The 13,285-nt window shown below is 59.0% G+C and carries 19 protein-coding genes and 2 pseudogenes; 12 read left to right on the plus strand and 9 right to left on the minus strand.

Annotated elements, in window-relative coordinates:
- Nucleotides 1-301 precede the first annotated feature (301 nt).
- The gene (locus BN874_RS17165; RefSeq protein WP_034435511.1) at nt 302-727 is read left to right on the plus strand and encodes a hypothetical protein; all 426 of its coding nucleotides are present in this window, start codon (nt 302-304) and stop codon (nt 725-727) included.
- Here BN874_RS17165 and BN874_RS25855 read toward each other — a convergent pair.
- Nucleotides 715-834 (minus strand): annotated as a pseudogene (locus tag BN874_RS25855) (IS110 family transposase); the annotation flags it as partial. The gene BN874_RS17165 and the pseudogene BN874_RS25855 sit on opposite strands and share 13 nt — an antisense overlap.
- A 181-nt stretch (nt 835-1,015) precedes the next feature.
- Between BN874_RS25855 and BN874_RS17170 the strand changes: the two are divergent.
- From BN874_RS17170 to BN874_RS17180, 3 genes are all read left to right on the plus strand, one after another.
- A complete protein-coding gene (locus tag BN874_RS17170; RefSeq protein WP_034435512.1) occupies nt 1,016-1,549 on the plus strand; it encodes an REP-associated tyrosine transposase in 534 nt (177 codons plus the stop codon).
- Nucleotides 1,550-1,685: 136 nt separating this feature from the next.
- A complete protein-coding gene (locus BN874_RS17175) occupies nt 1,686-1,940 on the plus strand; it encodes a type II toxin-antitoxin system HicA family toxin (protein WP_230314479.1) in 255 nt (84 codons plus the stop codon).
- A gap of 4 nt (nt 1,941-1,944) precedes the next feature.
- A complete protein-coding gene (locus BN874_RS17180; protein WP_034435514.1) occupies nt 1,945-2,157 on the plus strand; it encodes a type II toxin-antitoxin system HicB family antitoxin in 213 nt (70 codons plus the stop codon).
- A gap of 121 nt (nt 2,158-2,278) precedes the next feature.
- Here BN874_RS17180 and BN874_RS25860 read toward each other — a convergent pair whose 3' ends face one another.
- Together BN874_RS25860 and BN874_RS17185 are read right to left on the minus strand one after the other, a co-directional pair.
- Complete coding sequence (locus BN874_RS25860) at nt 2,279-2,467, minus strand: type II toxin-antitoxin system HicA family toxin (protein ID WP_081756484.1); 189 nt, start codon at nt 2,465-2,467, stop codon at nt 2,279-2,281.
- Entirely contained in the window at nt 2,430-2,639 is a 210-nt protein-coding gene (locus BN874_RS17185; RefSeq protein ID WP_320411481.1) for a type II toxin-antitoxin system HicB family antitoxin, read from the minus strand. The genes BN874_RS25860 and BN874_RS17185 overlap by 38 nt, the downstream gene beginning before the upstream one ends.
- Before the next feature lie 245 nt (nt 2,640-2,884).
- On the opposite strand from BN874_RS17185, the gene BN874_RS26100 reads away from it, so the two are divergent.
- The 8 genes and pseudogenes from BN874_RS26100 to BN874_RS26515 all read left to right on the plus strand — a co-directional run.
- Entirely contained in the window at nt 2,885-3,019 is a 135-nt protein-coding gene (locus tag BN874_RS26100; RefSeq protein WP_268258841.1) for a hypothetical protein, read from the plus strand.
- A 237-nt stretch (nt 3,020-3,256) separates the two neighbouring features.
- Complete coding sequence (locus BN874_RS17190; protein ID WP_420886145.1) at nt 3,257-3,472, plus strand: BrnT family toxin; 216 nt, start codon at nt 3,257-3,259, stop codon at nt 3,470-3,472.
- The gene (locus BN874_RS17195) at nt 3,459-3,743 is read left to right on the plus strand and encodes a hypothetical protein (RefSeq protein WP_034435516.1); all 285 of its coding nucleotides are present in this window, start codon (nt 3,459-3,461) and stop codon (nt 3,741-3,743) included. Before BN874_RS17190 ends, BN874_RS17195 begins: the two co-directional genes overlap by 14 nt.
- 58 nt (nt 3,744-3,801) lie before the next feature.
- Nucleotides 3,802-4,134 carry a DUF6883 domain-containing protein gene (locus BN874_RS17200; protein WP_034435517.1) on the plus strand — a complete coding sequence of 111 codons (333 nt, stop codon included), beginning with the start codon at nt 3,802-3,804 and terminating at the stop codon, nt 4,132-4,134.
- Nucleotides 4,135-4,144: 10 nt separating this feature from the next.
- Complete coding sequence (locus BN874_RS17205) at nt 4,145-4,393, plus strand: DUF4926 domain-containing protein (RefSeq protein WP_034435519.1); 249 nt, start codon at nt 4,145-4,147, stop codon at nt 4,391-4,393.
- Nucleotides 4,394-4,589: 196 nt separating this feature from the next.
- Nucleotides 4,590-4,934, plus strand: a complete 345-nt coding sequence (locus BN874_RS17210) for a DUF6883 domain-containing protein (protein WP_034435550.1) — start codon at nt 4,590-4,592, stop codon at nt 4,932-4,934.
- Nucleotides 4,931-5,158: a DUF4926 domain-containing protein gene (locus tag BN874_RS17215; protein WP_034435520.1), complete on the plus strand. Its 228-nt coding sequence runs from the start codon at nt 4,931-4,933 to the stop codon at nt 5,156-5,158. The genes BN874_RS17210 and BN874_RS17215 overlap by 4 nt, the downstream gene beginning before the upstream one ends.
- Before the next feature lie 157 nt (nt 5,159-5,315).
- Nucleotides 5,316-5,537: pseudogene (locus BN874_RS26515) on the plus strand (hypothetical protein); the annotation flags it as partial.
- Here the strand turns inward: BN874_RS26515 and BN874_RS17220 are convergent.
- From BN874_RS17220 to BN874_RS17245, 6 genes are read right to left on the minus strand one after another with little or no spacing between them, the layout of a single operon-like run.
- The gene (locus BN874_RS17220; protein WP_034435521.1) at nt 5,441-7,366 is read right to left on the minus strand and encodes an XrtA/PEP-CTERM system amidotransferase; all 1,926 of its coding nucleotides are present in this window, start codon (nt 7,364-7,366) and stop codon (nt 5,441-5,443) included. The pseudogene BN874_RS26515 and the gene BN874_RS17220 overlap by 97 nt on opposite strands.
- Nucleotides 7,367-7,422: 56 nt before the next feature.
- Entirely contained in the window at nt 7,423-8,574 is a 1,152-nt protein-coding gene (locus BN874_RS17225) for a TIGR03088 family PEP-CTERM/XrtA system glycosyltransferase (RefSeq protein WP_034435522.1), read from the minus strand.
- Nucleotides 8,574-10,154, minus strand: coding sequence for an exosortase A (gene xrtA, locus BN874_RS17230; RefSeq protein WP_154725002.1), 1,581 nt, complete (start codon nt 10,152-10,154; stop codon nt 8,574-8,576). The genes BN874_RS17225 and xrtA overlap by 1 nt, the downstream gene beginning before the upstream one ends.
- On the minus strand, nt 10,151-11,365 hold the full coding sequence (locus BN874_RS17235; protein WP_034435524.1) for a TIGR03087 family PEP-CTERM/XrtA system glycosyltransferase: 1,215 nt from the start codon (nt 11,363-11,365) through the stop codon (nt 10,151-10,153). Before BN874_RS17235 ends, xrtA begins: the two co-directional genes overlap by 4 nt.
- A 10-nt stretch (nt 11,366-11,375) precedes the next feature.
- Nucleotides 11,376-12,416 (minus strand): FemAB family XrtA/PEP-CTERM system-associated protein, encoded by a 1,041-nt coding sequence (locus BN874_RS17240; RefSeq protein WP_034435525.1) that lies wholly within the window; start codon nt 12,414-12,416, stop codon nt 11,376-11,378.
- Nucleotides 12,413-13,282 carry an XrtA system polysaccharide deacetylase gene (locus BN874_RS17245; protein WP_230314480.1) on the minus strand — a complete coding sequence of 290 codons (870 nt, stop codon included), beginning with the start codon at nt 13,280-13,282 and terminating at the stop codon, nt 12,413-12,415. Before BN874_RS17245 ends, BN874_RS17240 begins: the two co-directional genes overlap by 4 nt.
- Between the last annotated feature and the right edge of the window lie 3 nt (nt 13,283-13,285).

Raw genomic sequence — 13,285 nt, forward strand, 5'->3', positions numbered from 1 at the left:
TAACCCGCCCTTGTATTGTGTTTCTGTGAGGGTTGTTCATGATCAGACGGCCTGCACGGGGAGACTGGATGCCGTACCCGCCCTGGAGCGCTCGAACTCGACGCATAGAGGATGCACCGGCCTTCCTCTAAATCCTCTTGCGAGAAATCGGACACAGCGCGTAGGGCGGGTTAGCGAAGCGTAACCCGCCGACTTTGTGATGTCCCCCGGATGGCGGGTTACGTCTAGCGCCTAACCCGCCCTACCGCCTACCCACCTCGTGGTACACTTTACTAACAATATCCCACGAGAAATTGCCAACATGGGCCGAATCATCGTCGAGACCACCCTCGAAAATGCGCTTGATCCCAGCCATAAAATCCGTTGCGACGCCTTGGTCGATACCGGTGCGGCCTACCTCACGTTACCCCATGCCTGGCGTGATCGGCTCGGAACGCTCACCGAACTCGATACCGTCGAAGTCGAAACAGCCAACCAAAGTATTATCCAAGGACTGATCTGTGGGCCGGTACTCCTGCGAATGGCGCGTTTCCGTCCGGTTCTGACCGAGGTGCTGTTCATTGACATGCAACCCGCAGATGGCGCTTACGAACCGTTGATCGGTTACATTCCTTTGGAACAAGCGCAAGCAGCCGTTGATATGGTCGGTCATCGCCTGATCAAGGTCAGCCGGGTCGATTTGAAATCATTAGCGCGTAGATACTGTTATCGCGGTCAAGCACCATGAAGAGAGGGATTGAAGGGTTGTCCCGATTTGAGGACGCCGAAGACGACGTGAACGAGCTTGCGCATCCTGGCGCCGATGATGACCATGGGAGGCTTGCCGACAGCAGCGCGTAGGGCGGGTTAGCGAAGCGTAACCCGCCTTTCGAGACATCACCCGCCTTCACCATTCCCGCCCCGCCGACTTTGTGAATTTCCCCCGAAAGGCGGGTTACGGGCTGACGCCCTAACCCGCCCTACGTTTATACGTTTTGCCTTTTGATGGGGCGGCGAATGCGGCAAACTCTCTTTCATGCCTCACTACATCCGTGCCTATGTACCCGGTGGTTCGTATTTTTTCACGGTCGCCCTCTTGGAACGTCACCGCTGTCTGCTGACGGAACACGTTGACGCCTTGCGCGCCGCCTTTATTTCCGTGTGGCGTCAACGACCGTTCCACATCAACGCTATCGTTGTCCTCCCCGATCATCTGCATTGCCTGTGGACGTTGCCGCCGGACGATGCGGATTACTCCACGCGATGGCGGTTAATCAAAACGTCGTTTGCCCGAACTCTCGCGCCGGGGGAACGGTTATCGGATCGGCGGCAAAAAAAAGGTGAACGGGGGATTTGGCAACGGCGGTTCTGGGAACACACGATTCGCGATCAACGGGATTTCAACATTCACTGCGACTACATCCATTACAACCCGGTCAAACACGGGTACGTCGCCCGTGTGGCAGATTGGCCCCATTCGAGCTTTCAGCGCTTCGTGGAAAATGGAACGTATCCGCTGGATTGGGCGGGCGATCCCGAAACCATTGCAGCGACCGGCTTCGGGGAATAAGGTCGGGCAACGCTCCGCTTATGCCTGACCTAACCCTGAATTTGATGATGCGCTACCGCCGCTCGACCACGCCCGGCGCGACCTATTTCTTCACGGTCGTGACCTATCAGCCCCTTCCATCCGCTGAACCCTCATCTTGCCATCGGTACTCATGACACAACGGGAAAAATTACCAACGATGATCCGCCAAAATCCCAAGGCGGTGCGCTTCGATGATGCTTGTAAAGTCGCTGGTTGGCTGGGCTTCATTCACAATGGTGGACAAGGTTCCCATCGGGTGTTCAAACGTCTCGGTGAACCCATGCAATTGAATTTCCAAAACTGCAACGGTGTTATTCCGCCCTATCAGGCGCGTCAACTGATTGCGATGCTAGATAAATATGGAGAGTAATGCGATGCAACCTTATTTAGTGGAAATTTTCTGGAGTCCCGAAGACGAAGGTTATATCGCTACGGTTCCCGATTTACCCGGTTGTTGCGCTTGGGGCGCCACGGAATTTGAGGCATTACGAGAAACACAAGACGCTATTGCTGCCTGGATTGAAGCCTGCCGCAAATCAGGCGAACCGGTGCCGATCCCTGTTACGAAGACCCGGCAAGCGGCGTAGCGGGTAGCCCGCGTAGCCCGCCTTTTGAAAAATCATCCGCTGGTTCGCTGATCTCCCCCCAAGGCGGGTTACGGGCTACGTTTTTATCTCTCGATTGGGCGGCGAGTGAGATTCGCCCGAATCAGTATTTAGGAGCAAGACCGGCTTGTTTGCAAAGTTCGTTCGCCGTGATGCGATCAAACTGCCGGTGGCGCTTAATGGGAATCGCCTTCTGACCATCGGTGTAAATGGAGTGATTAGCCCCTTCGCGGAGTAGGCGGAATCCGTTGGATTCAAGGTATTTCACCAGATAACGCCGGCTCACTGACAAGATCGATCTCCACGGGAAGTTGCTCAATCAAAGCATTGTGAGAAGGGATTTCTTTGCCGAGATCACGATAGGCCAAGACCATCTCGTAGAGCGCATTACGCAGCATCGCCCGGCATTCATCGAGATCAGCGCCCTCGGTGACTACCTCCGGCCATTCGACGAGTTGACCCATATAACCCTCTTCAAGCCGGATGTATTTAGCAGTGTAGCTACAGAGCATGTCATTTACCTCGCACGATACCTAAGATTGTGAACATAGCCGCTCAGTGGCTGAAGCGCAACGTCAATTACCCCGCCCTAAAGCCCGTAGCCCGTAGGGCGGGTTAGCGAAGCGTAACCCGCCGATTCCGTGGAACTGGGTTACGGGCTGACGCCCTAACCCGTCCTACCCATTGTTTCCGTATTTAGAGGGTTCTTATGCGCATTCCTCATGCAGAACAGGCGACGGTTGATATTCGCAAGCTGCGCGACTACTGCATGAACCCCCTGCACCCCCAAAGCAAACACAAGCCGGGTAGCCGGGTAGGGTATGCATTGCGTACCTTTTCCTGATGCGGGGAATGCGGGTACGCGGTGCGTACCCTACGGCTGCTGCTACTTTTCCGGGGGCGTGAACGCTGGCGGGTACGCGGCGTGTATCTCCCCTTACCACCTACCAAACTTCTATTTTGTATTGATAATGTTAATACGCTTTGCTAAGCTTTTTGTATGGATATTGAATTCATGCGACACGGCATTCGTTTTGTTGCCAACTTTGACAAGGCGTGAAACAACCTGCGTAAGCATGACGTGTCCTTTGAGCAAGCGGCGGAAGCCTTCTTCGACCCGTTCCTGAAAATCATTGATGCTAGCCAGCGAGATGAGACTCGCGACGCAATGATCGGTCGCGACGACATCGGACGTCTTCTGTTCGTCGTGCATCTGCTGTTTGAAGACGACGGCATCCGCTTGATTTCCGCCCGCAGAGCGACCCGTGAGGAGCGTCGGTTCTATGAAAATGAATGATCTAAAACAACGGCTGCGCAAAGACCGTCCGATGATCACTGTCACCCTGCGTATGCCGGAAGACGTGATCGACGACCTCAAGCGCATTGCGCCCCTGCTGGGCTACTCTGGCTATCAGCCTCTGATCCGCGCTTATATCGGCCAAGGATTGCGTGCCGATCTGGCGCGTTTAGAAGACGCTCCTATCAACCGTCTGTTGGAAAGCTTGAAAGCACAAGGCGTATCCGAGGAAACACTGACCAGAGCCTTGACGAGCTTGTCGCCGGGTTAGCTAGGCTAGGGCGGATTAGCGCGTATCTACCCATTGTTTCCGTATTTAGAGGGTTCTTATGTGCATTCCTCATGCAGAACAGGCGACGGTTGATATTCGCAAGCTGCGCGACTACTGCATGAACCCCCTGCACCCCGAAGGCAAACACAAGGCGCGATTGTTCGTGGCCGCGCTCGGCATGACCGAAGCCGATGCCGAACCACTGCGCGACGCCCTGCTGCAAGTAGTCCAATCCCACGACGCGACACTCGGACGGCGCGATGCCTATGGACAACGTTATCAAATCGATTTTGCATTCGACTGGCATGGCCGGCAGGCCATCTTGCGCAGCGGATGGATCGTTGAACACGGATCGGTTATTCCCCGTCTAAACACCTGTTATCCTCGCTGAGAGAGGCCCAATGATGAGCGACGCCCTTCATCTGCTGGACGTAGTCGCGCTGACCGCCAGCCTTCCGGAATATGGCCTGCATCGCGGCCAAGTCGGCACCGTGGTTGACATCTTGGCCAATGGACAAGCCTTCGAGGTCGAATTCTGTGACCGTGAAGGACGTACTTACGAATCCGTTGGATTGCGCCCGGATCAACTGATGGTTCTGCACTTTGAGCCTGCATCGCCCCCCGCCAAACCGGCGATGGAACCGGCATAAGACGTAGCCGGGTAGGGTACGTATTGCGTACCTTTTCCTGATGCGAGGAATGTGGGTACGCGGTGCGTACCCTACGGGGAAATATGGCCGGGTAGGTGGGCACCGCCCACCTTCATCGCGCATTCGACGCCACCGAAATGACGGGCCTTGACCGCCCCATAGGGTGGTGTTGTCCGCTGGGGCTATAATCCGTTTCATGAAACTGCCCGATCTCGAACACGCCTTCGTCCGACCGGAAAAAATCACCCGATACTTATTGTCCGAAGAGCATCCGGTCGGACGGCACAAGGCCAAGTTCTTTTCGAGATTCGGGTTTTCCCTGCCATTATGGCGATACCTTGAAACCGCATTGTTGAACCACGCGATACAACACGATGTGGCCCAAGTGGAGACGACGCCGTTCGGAACTTCCTACATGATCGATGGACCATTGCTGGCGCCGGATGGACGCGCCCCTCAAGTGCGAACCGTGTGGTTCATGGAAACCGGACAAACCACGCCATACTTCGTGACGGCCTATCCTGTAAAGAGGGCGAGATGATCAACGAACTCGACTGCATTGTCTTAACGACGGATATTCCCGAATATGGGCTGGCGGCGGGCGACATTGGAGCCATCGTGATGGTTCACGAGGCCGGACTGGGCTTTGAAGTCGAATTTGTGGCCTTGGATGGAGAAACTCTGGCGGTAGCCAGCCTGTCATCCGCGCAGATCAGGCCCGTCGCACACCGCGAAATCGCCCACGCCCGTTCGGTTCCCGCATAGCCGGGTAGGGTACGCATGGCGTACCGTTTCCTGATGCGAGGATTGCGGGTACGCGGTGCGTACCCTACGCTGGAAATTATGAATGATGGTCGGGTACGCGGTGCGCACCCTACGGGGAAATATGGCGGATTACCGGCGGTGCTATCGCCACCGTTACCGGCGACGGGGCGTCTGGCAACGGCGATTTTGGGAACATGCGATTCGCGATCAACGGGATTTCGACGTTCATTGTGACTACATCCACTACAACCCCGGTAAAACAGACTGCCCGTTTTCACTCATTTATCCTTGCCCGCTGCTTACCGCTGGCGGAATCCCCTCTACCCCGTTGCGCAAAAACGCCTCGAACATCAGCACGGTCCAGGTCGGCGCACTGTAATCGCGCCGCCCGGATTCGTGGGCTTCGACCAAGTGCCGCAAATAGGTCGCATTGAACAGGCCGGTATCCGCCAGCCGCTGGCCCAACAGCGCTTCCCGCACCCGCTGTTTTAACGGCCCCCGGAACCAGCGGATCAGCGGCACGGCGAAACCCATCTTCGGGCGATACATGATTTCACCCGGCAGGTGCGGCTCCAGCGCCTTCTTGAGCAGATATTTGCTCTCCCCGCCGCCAATTTTCAGCGAGGACGGCAGCGTCGCCAGCCATTCCACCAGCGGATGATCCATCAGCGGTTCGCGCACTTCCAGCGAATGCGCCATGCTGGCGCGATCCACCTTGGTATTGATATCGCCGACCAGATAGGTTTTCAGATCAAGGTACTGGATCAGCGCCAGCGGATCATCGGTATCGGCGCGGGCGGCATGACGGCGGAAGAGTTCCAGCGCATCGTAGCCGCCCAGTTGCGCCTTAAAACCCTCGGAAAATAATTGACTCCGCATCTCACCGCGCAGAATGGAAACCGAATGGAAGTAGGCTTCCACCGCATCCCGCGCCAGCGCCTGAAAGGTAGTCTTGGCGCGGAACATGCGCGGCGCCCAATCGGCCTTGGGATAAAGCCGTCCGAGCATACCGAACAGGGGCCGACGAACTCCCATCGGCAGCAGGGATCGCAACTTTTCCTCCATCAGATGCAACTGGTAGCGGCGATAACCGCCAAAAGTCTCATCGCCACCATCCCCGGATAACGCCACCGTTACCTGCTTGCGCGCCAGTTGACACACCCGATAGGTCGGGATCGCCGAACTATCGGCATACGGCTCGTCATAGAGCCAGGCGAGGGTATCGATCAGATCGAAATCATCACTCTCGACCGTTTCGACAAAATGCCGGGTGTGGTAACGGTCGGCCACCTGCTGGGCAAATTGGGCTTCATTAAACGCCGGGTCGGCAAAAGCGATAGAACAGGTGTTCACCGGCTCGCTGGACAATCCGGCCATCATCGCCACCACCGCGCTCGAATCCACCCCGCCCGACAGGAACGCCCCCAGCGGCACTTCCGAAATCATTCGCAGCCGCACCGATTCGCGCAATCGGGCCAGCAGTTCCTCAGCGGCTTCCGGGATGGTCAAGCGCTGATCCAGGGTAAAGCGCAGCTCCCAGTATTGATGCGGTTCGGGCACCGGCTCACCGCGCCGAACGATCAAGGTATGAGCCGGCGGCAGCTTTTTCGCAGCGGTAAAAATGGTGCGCGGCTCCGCTACATAGCCCAGCGCAAAGTATTCTTCGACCGCACACGGATCGATGTTACGGGCCAACCCTGGATGCGCCAGCAGCGCTTTCAGTTCCGAACCGAAGATCAACTGTCCATCGGGCAACAGCGCATAGAACAGCGGTTTGACCCCCAAGCGGTCGCGGGCGAGGAACAAGGTTTCGCGGTTGCGATCCCACAGAGCGAAGGCGAACATGCCCCGAAAACGCTCGACGCAGGCCGCGCCCCACGCTTCCCAGGCATGGACGATCACTTCGGTATCGCTACGGGTGTGGAAGACGTGCCCCAGCGCTTCGAGTTCGGGTACGAGTTCCTGGAAGTTATAAATCTCGCCGTTGAAGACCACGACCACGGAGCCGTCTTCGTTGAACAAAGGCTGTTGGCCGGTGGAGAGATCAATGATCGACAACCGCCGGTGGCCGAGGCCGACGCCGGGTTCAAGGTGCAATCCGCCCTCGTCCGGTCCCCGGTGATGCTGGGACTCGTTCATACGATGCAGGAGATCGCGGTTAACCTCGCGCCGACTGCGGGTGTCGAAAATGCCGGTGATGCCACACATCGGGTAACCCCCTCACTCCTAAATTCCGAAATGCAGGGCGGGTTCGCAACCCGCCTCTACCGAGAACGCCCCTTGAGTACCGCATCGTAAACTGCCCGATAAGCGGTCACCATCGCCTCCAGACTAAACCGCACCTCAACCTCCCGCCGACCCGCTGCGCCATGTGCCTGCATCCGATCCGGATCATTCACGTAACTACGAATCGCCGCCGCCAGCGCTACTGGATCGTTGGCTGGAACCCACTGCCCGGTCTCACCCTCAGCCACCAGTTCCGCATTACCGCCCACCTCGGTTGCTACCACCGGCAACCCGCAGGCCATCGCTTCCAGAATGGTGTTGGAAATACCTTCAGCCCGCGACGGCAGCACAAATAGATCCAGGCTGCGCAACAACTCCGGCACCTCATCCCGCGAGCCGGCCAGCCAGACCTGATCCTGAACATGGGCTTCAGCCAGCAGGCGCTCGATCTCGGCACGCAGCGAACCGTCGCCCACGATCACCAGGCGCAGCCGGTCGCCGGCCTTGGGAACCGTCCGCATCAAGTGGATGAAAGCGCGCACCAGATTCGGCTGATCCTTCACGGTTTCCAGCCGCCCGACCGTACCGATGACCAGTGCGTCCGGCGGCGCAAAATCCGCAGGTAACGACGACCGGTCGTTGCCAGGATGAAAACGCTCCGCATCTACACCATTGCAAATCTGGGTGATTCGGGCATCCGCCACCCCGACCTGTACCCGCAGATAGGCCGCCAGCTCACCGGACAGGGCAATGTAATGACTGACCAACGGATCGCACAGCCGGCGTAACCATCGCCGCCGGGAGGGTTCAGCGCCCGCCCGCGCATCCCAGCCGTGTTCGCCATGCATCCGCGCCCGAACCCCGGCCAATAGTGCTGGCCCCTGCATCTCCAGCGTCGCCAAGCCACGGGTATGGACGATGGCAGGACGCAACCGGCGCAACAACGACCAGCAGCGCCCATACAACCCCCAGTCATGACCGGTGCGCTTATGCAGCGGGTAAACCTCGACTTCCGGTTGCTGGATGCGGCGGCGAAACTCTGGGTTGAAATCGGTCAGGCAGATTATGGCGTGGCGGTAGCGTTCCGGCGGCATCTGATTGATCAAGTTGACCAAGCCGTTTTCCAAACCGCCGTAGTCCAGCCGGTGAATGATGTGCGCCACCAAGGGCGGTGGACTGGTCGCCGCCATCACTTGCCACCACTCGGTTGCAGCAGGGTTGCCGCAATATCCGGCCACATCTGGGTCAGAAAGTCCCGCAGCAATGGCTCTACCTCATCGGGCTGTACCTCATAGTCAGCGGCCACCGCTATTATCGCCGAACCCCGCTGTGCGCCGCTCAGCCGATCCCACGCTTCCCATAGTTTGGCGACATACGGCGAAACCACCAGCCGTCCGCCTTCCCAATAGGCGCTCCACACCAGCCGCCGCCGTTGCCCATCGGTCAACAAGGTGGCTTGCAGCGGCCATTCATCTTTCCCTAACTGCGCCTTGAGCTGTCCCCCGCCGACGTAGCGCCAACGCTTGCCGTCGTACAGGCTGTTTTGGCTGCTGACCAGCTTGGCGTCCGGGCGCTGTTGCCGGTAATAGGCGATGTAGAGATGCACGATCCGGCCATCCCGCAGATAGTGGCTCCGCACTACCGCGTCGGCGCCACTAAACTTCGGCTCCCAGTCTCCGGTATCGGCTTCCGGCCCCTGCCACGGGGTAACCGCAGCCGGCGCTGGCAGCGTCACCGACACCACCCCCCTCTCGGCGCGATTAATCCAATCAGCCCACAGCGGGCCGACCGCTGCCGCTAGAACGACTACCACCGTCCAGAGGGCATAACGCTGGGCATATCCTCCCGTTGAAGGAACAGGTACGGGTGGTTGATTCAGCGGCAACAGCGCCAGGGTCGGCGCGTCGTCAACCGGTTCGCGCCAGAACGAACCGATCCAGAACATCAGCAGCACGACCAGACCGAAGAACAACCAGCCATAAATGAGATGGTCAATGCCAGTGGCGTATTTCATATCACTGAGATGAGCGATCATCACGATGCCATAGGCGCGAATGCCGTTGGCGACAACCGGCATCGCCACTGACAGGGCGATAAACGCCAGCCGCCGCCAGAGACTGCGATAGCTTAAATAGGCGTACAGAAATCCCAACGCCACTGACGCAATCAGATAGCGCAGCCCGCTACACGCCTCGGCGACCTCGAAACTGCCGCTGGGAACCACCAGGTGCAACCCTTCCCACCACACCGGAATCCCGGTCAGGCGCAGACCTGCGACCGTGAACCAGGCAGTGACCTGCTGCAAGGGCGGGATCAACGCTTCCCCAACCGGCACTGCAAACCACAGATAGGCCAGAGGAAATGCAATCGCCCAAGTCACCCCTCCACCCAATAGCGTGTAAACAACGGTTTGCATCATCCCCGCCAGCGCGAAATGCTGCACCACGCTCACTTCAGCGGCATCCGCCACCAACCAGCCTAAACTGAGCGACAACAGCAACGCCAACCCGACAGGTGCAACCTGCGGCTCCAGCGCCGCTAATTCCCGTCGCCGCGTCCCGATCATGTACAGGATGATCGGGATCACCAACATCCCGTGAGCGTAGGTCTCGAAGTTCCACCAGATCGTCGCTATGCCCACTACGGTTGGCCAATACAAGGCAATGATCGCGAGCAGCGCGATAATCAGCGCCGGTAATGCCACCCGCCACGCGGGCATCCTCCTCACCCCCGTCTCGGCAGAGAAAGGAGATTCCTGATCGGCGCTCAAGGGGCGTCTCCTTCCAGCAGCGGTAAAATCCGGCTTAGATTGTGATCCCAGTGGTAATGCCGCAGTACCCAATTCCGCCCCGCCCGCCCGCGTTGTTCCCGCTGCGCCGGATCGGCCAGCAACGCCAAAACGCGCTGCGTCAAGGTCGCCGGATCATTCGTCACGCTCTCCGGCAACTCCGGGCAGGGCACGATCCCTTCCATCGCTGCTGGGGTCGCTAATATCGGTTGCGCCATCGCCATGGCTTCCAGCACCTTATTCTGCACTCCACGGGCAATACGAAGGGGTGCTACCGCCAGATGGGCATGAGCGAGCCAGGGCCGCACATCGGGAACCGTTCCAGTCACCCGCACTCCGGGCAACGCCGCCAGGTGCTGCACCTCGGCGGTAGGACGCGCACCTACGATATAAAACCGGCTATCGGGAACGATGCGGAGGATTTCGGGAAATACACTGCGGGCAAACCAGCCCACCGCATCCACATTAGCCCAGTAATCCATCGCCCCGGTGAACACCAGCACCTGCTCATCGGCCGGATAGGGGTTCGGATAGTCGCGGTCCGGGTTGAAGTAATCCATGTCCACGCCATTGGCAATGGCAGTCACTCGCGCCGGCAAAACCTCTGGCGCTAATCGGCGAAACAAGGCCGCTTCCTGGTCCGTCACGAACACGCTGGCCGCGAACTCCATCGCCACCGTTCGCTCGTAAGCCAGCAGAACGCGGCCTTCACGGCGATACACCCAGCTCAGCGGCCACGGTTTGCCGTCGGCGTACTGCGCCCACTTGGCGGAATCCACATCCACGAAATCCATCACCCGCCGCACCCGTGGGTAGCGCGGCCCGCGCAGGTATTGCGCCATCGCTGAGGAAAACAGCAGCGCCCGCTCGATCTTCTGCTCGGCCACTACCCGATCCACCCACGATTGCAGGCCGGCATGGCGGTAATACGGCAAGGTCAACGGTTCACCGGTCGCCAGCCCGCGCAGACTGCACAGTTTGGCCCAGCGTGGATCGAGCGCTACGCAATGAACCTCGGCGCAAAACCGGCGCACCGCGTCCAGATGACGCCAATCGTCTGGATCATCGACGAATGCGCCCAGCCAAATCCGGTAATGCTGCGACAGGTAGCGCAGCAGATTAAAGGAACGAACCTTGTCGCCCTTGTTGGGTGGAAACGGGATGCGATGGACCAGAAACAGCAAATCCTGCATGGCGAGGCCCCTAGCCCAGGCTTCTGGACAGCAACGGGCCGATCCAGCGGCTGACCGGCAACGGCAACCGTTTCCACGCTTCGATGAACAGCCGGTATTTCGGGTTAAGCGGATTGATGTCGGGCAGTTCCGTTGCCGTTACCAACTGGAATTCGTAGTGCAACGGCTCCGGGGTGAAGCCCCAGTTCTTTTTGAAGCTGTAAGAGCCGGTGCCAATTTTGCTGCGGCCATAATCGAACACCCGCACTCCGCGTTCGCACGCTCGCCGCATCACTTCCCAGTACATGAAATCGTTGCCCTTGAGATCGCGAGCCAGCGCGGTGCCACCGCCGTAATAGGGCAACACCTGGTCGCGGAAATAGAAACTCATCACGCTGGCGACGGTTTGGCGGTGGTGGGTCACGGTCAGCACCTCGCAATCCGCCCCAAATACTGCCTTGAGGGTCTGGAAATAGCGGCGCGAAAACACCGGCGTACCCAAATTGCGCACACTCTCGGAATAGGCCACATACAGCCGGTCTACTCCTTCATCGATCTCACCTTGCAAACCCGCTTCAATGCCCTTGCGCACCATGGCCCGCTGCTTACGCGGGATGGCTTTGAGATTGACCTCCGGGTCGGGGTCGATGGCCTTGCGGAAGTTAACGTACAAGTCGCGCTTGGCCGGCCAGTCGGGATGACGCGGCTGGGAGTGCCGCAGTTCCAGCGCATCCACCCGCAGCGACCGCGCCAGATCTATCGCCGCCTGCTCCAGGATCACGCGGGCCGCCTCGTCGCCCACCGCTCCGCCCAATACGCAGAACGGGGTGGAAATTAGCGCATTGCCGAACAGGCGGCTGCGAATATGACCCAGCGGCAGCACCCCCTGAATCACGCCATCGGCTTCGGCATAGAGAAAATGGGCATTGTGCCCGAAGGCAAGACGCAGCACTTCCGCCCAGCCGGCACGATGGAAAAAGGTTGCTTCCGGGCAGGCTGTTACGAAGGCATCCCAGCGTGCCGTATCGGCTGCGTCCAGTCGGCGAATCTGCATCTGCAAAGCGGCACTCATGCCGCCCCGCCCTCGGTCAGAAACACTCGATCCATGCGATCCCAGCGGAAATCGCGCAGCAGCGCTTGCAGGCGCCGTTCCATTCGGCTCAGATTCAGATAATGTCGCAACCGGGTTTTGAAATTGATGCCGGGCTGGCGCGGTTGATCGGGGTCAATCTCCCAGGGATGGAAGTAGAAAATGCCGGATTGCTGGTCAGCCTGATTGACCCGCCGCAGCGCCCAGCGTGACAGCGCGTAAGGCCACAACCGGAAAAAGCCGCCACCGCCGCAGGGCAAGGTCTGCCCAAACACGATCACCGTGGTAATCGGCACCTCCCACAGCGTCGGCGCGTTGACCGGGCGAAAGGCGAAGCGCGGCGCTTCCGGCATTCCGTAGAGGTCGTGGCGGATCGGATAGATGCTGGAGCTGTAGCGATAACCGGCCTGTTCCAGTTCCGCCAGCGCCCACAAGTTACTGGCGCCGATGGAATAGCTGGCAGCCCGATACCCTTGCACTGCCACTCCACCCAAGTCCTCCAGCAACGCTTTGGTGCGAGTAACATCCTCCCGGAACTGCGCCGGGGTCTGTTGAGTGACGCGGATGTGAGCGTAGCCGTGGCTGGCCAGCTCATGGCCTTCGGCCACGATGCGCTGAATCAGCGCGGGATGCCGCTCTGCCACCCAGCCCAAGGTAAAAAAGGTGGCCTTAACCCCCTGCGCGGCGAATAGATCGAGAATGCGGTGGGTATTGCGTTCGACTCGCTGCGGCAACTGATCCCAGCGCTCGCGGGGAATGTACGACTCGAACGCCGAAACCTGGAAGTAATCCTCTACATCCACCGTCATAGCGTTGACCGGGCCGGCGACCATAGCATTGGCGGTCATGAC

Origin of the sequence: Candidatus Contendobacter odensis Run_B_J11 (assembly GCF_000531125.1) — a bacterium.
In the GTDB taxonomy this organism is placed as follows: Bacteria; Pseudomonadota; Gammaproteobacteria; order Competibacterales; family Competibacteraceae; genus Contendibacter; species Contendibacter odensensis.

What these genes read in the sequence shown, in the direction of transcription:
- BN874_RS17235 (WP_034435524.1), bottom strand. Translation starts at nt 11,365, where the DNA reads ATGCAGGATTTGCTGTTTCTGGTCCATCGCATCCCGTTTCCACCCAAC.
- BN874_RS17205 (WP_034435519.1), top strand. Translation starts at nt 4,145, where the DNA reads ATGATGAGCGACGCCCTTCATCTGCTGGACGTAGTCGCGCTGACCGCC.
- BN874_RS17180 (WP_034435514.1), top strand. Translation starts at nt 1,945, where the DNA reads ATGCAACCTTATTTAGTGGAAATTTTCTGGAGTCCCGAAGACGAAGGT.
- BN874_RS17170 (WP_034435512.1), top strand. Translation starts at nt 1,016, where the DNA reads ATGCCTCACTACATCCGTGCCTATGTACCCGGTGGTTCGTATTTTTTC.
- BN874_RS26100 (WP_268258841.1), top strand. Translation starts at nt 2,885, where the DNA reads ATGCGCATTCCTCATGCAGAACAGGCGACGGTTGATATTCGCAAGCTG.
- BN874_RS17215 (WP_034435520.1), top strand. Translation starts at nt 4,931, where the DNA reads ATGATCAACGAACTCGACTGCATTGTCTTAACGACGGATATTCCCGAA.
- BN874_RS17165 (WP_034435511.1), top strand. Translation starts at nt 302, where the DNA reads ATGGGCCGAATCATCGTCGAGACCACCCTCGAAAATGCGCTTGATCCC.
- BN874_RS17240 (WP_034435525.1), bottom strand. Translation starts at nt 12,416, where the DNA reads ATGAGTGCCGCTTTGCAGATGCAGATTCGCCGACTGGACGCAGCCGAT.
- BN874_RS17220 (WP_034435521.1), bottom strand. Translation starts at nt 7,366, where the DNA reads ATGTGTGGCATCACCGGCATTTTCGACACCCGCAGTCGGCGCGAGGTT.
- BN874_RS17185 (WP_320411481.1), bottom strand. Translation starts at nt 2,639, where the DNA reads ATGGGTCAACTCGTCGAATGGCCGGAGGTAGTCACCGAGGGCGCTGAT.
- BN874_RS17210 (WP_034435550.1), top strand. Translation starts at nt 4,590, where the DNA reads ATGAAACTGCCCGATCTCGAACACGCCTTCGTCCGACCGGAAAAAATC.
- BN874_RS17200 (WP_034435517.1), top strand. Translation starts at nt 3,802, where the DNA reads ATGTGCATTCCTCATGCAGAACAGGCGACGGTTGATATTCGCAAGCTG.
- BN874_RS17245 (WP_230314480.1), bottom strand. Translation starts at nt 13,282, where the DNA reads ATGACCGCCAATGCTATGGTCGCCGGCCCGGTCAACGCTATGACGGTG.
- BN874_RS17195 (WP_034435516.1), top strand. Translation starts at nt 3,459, where the DNA reads ATGAAAATGAATGATCTAAAACAACGGCTGCGCAAAGACCGTCCGATG.
- BN874_RS17225 (WP_034435522.1), bottom strand. Translation starts at nt 8,574, where the DNA reads ATGGCGGCGACCAGTCCACCGCCCTTGGTGGCGCACATCATTCACCGG.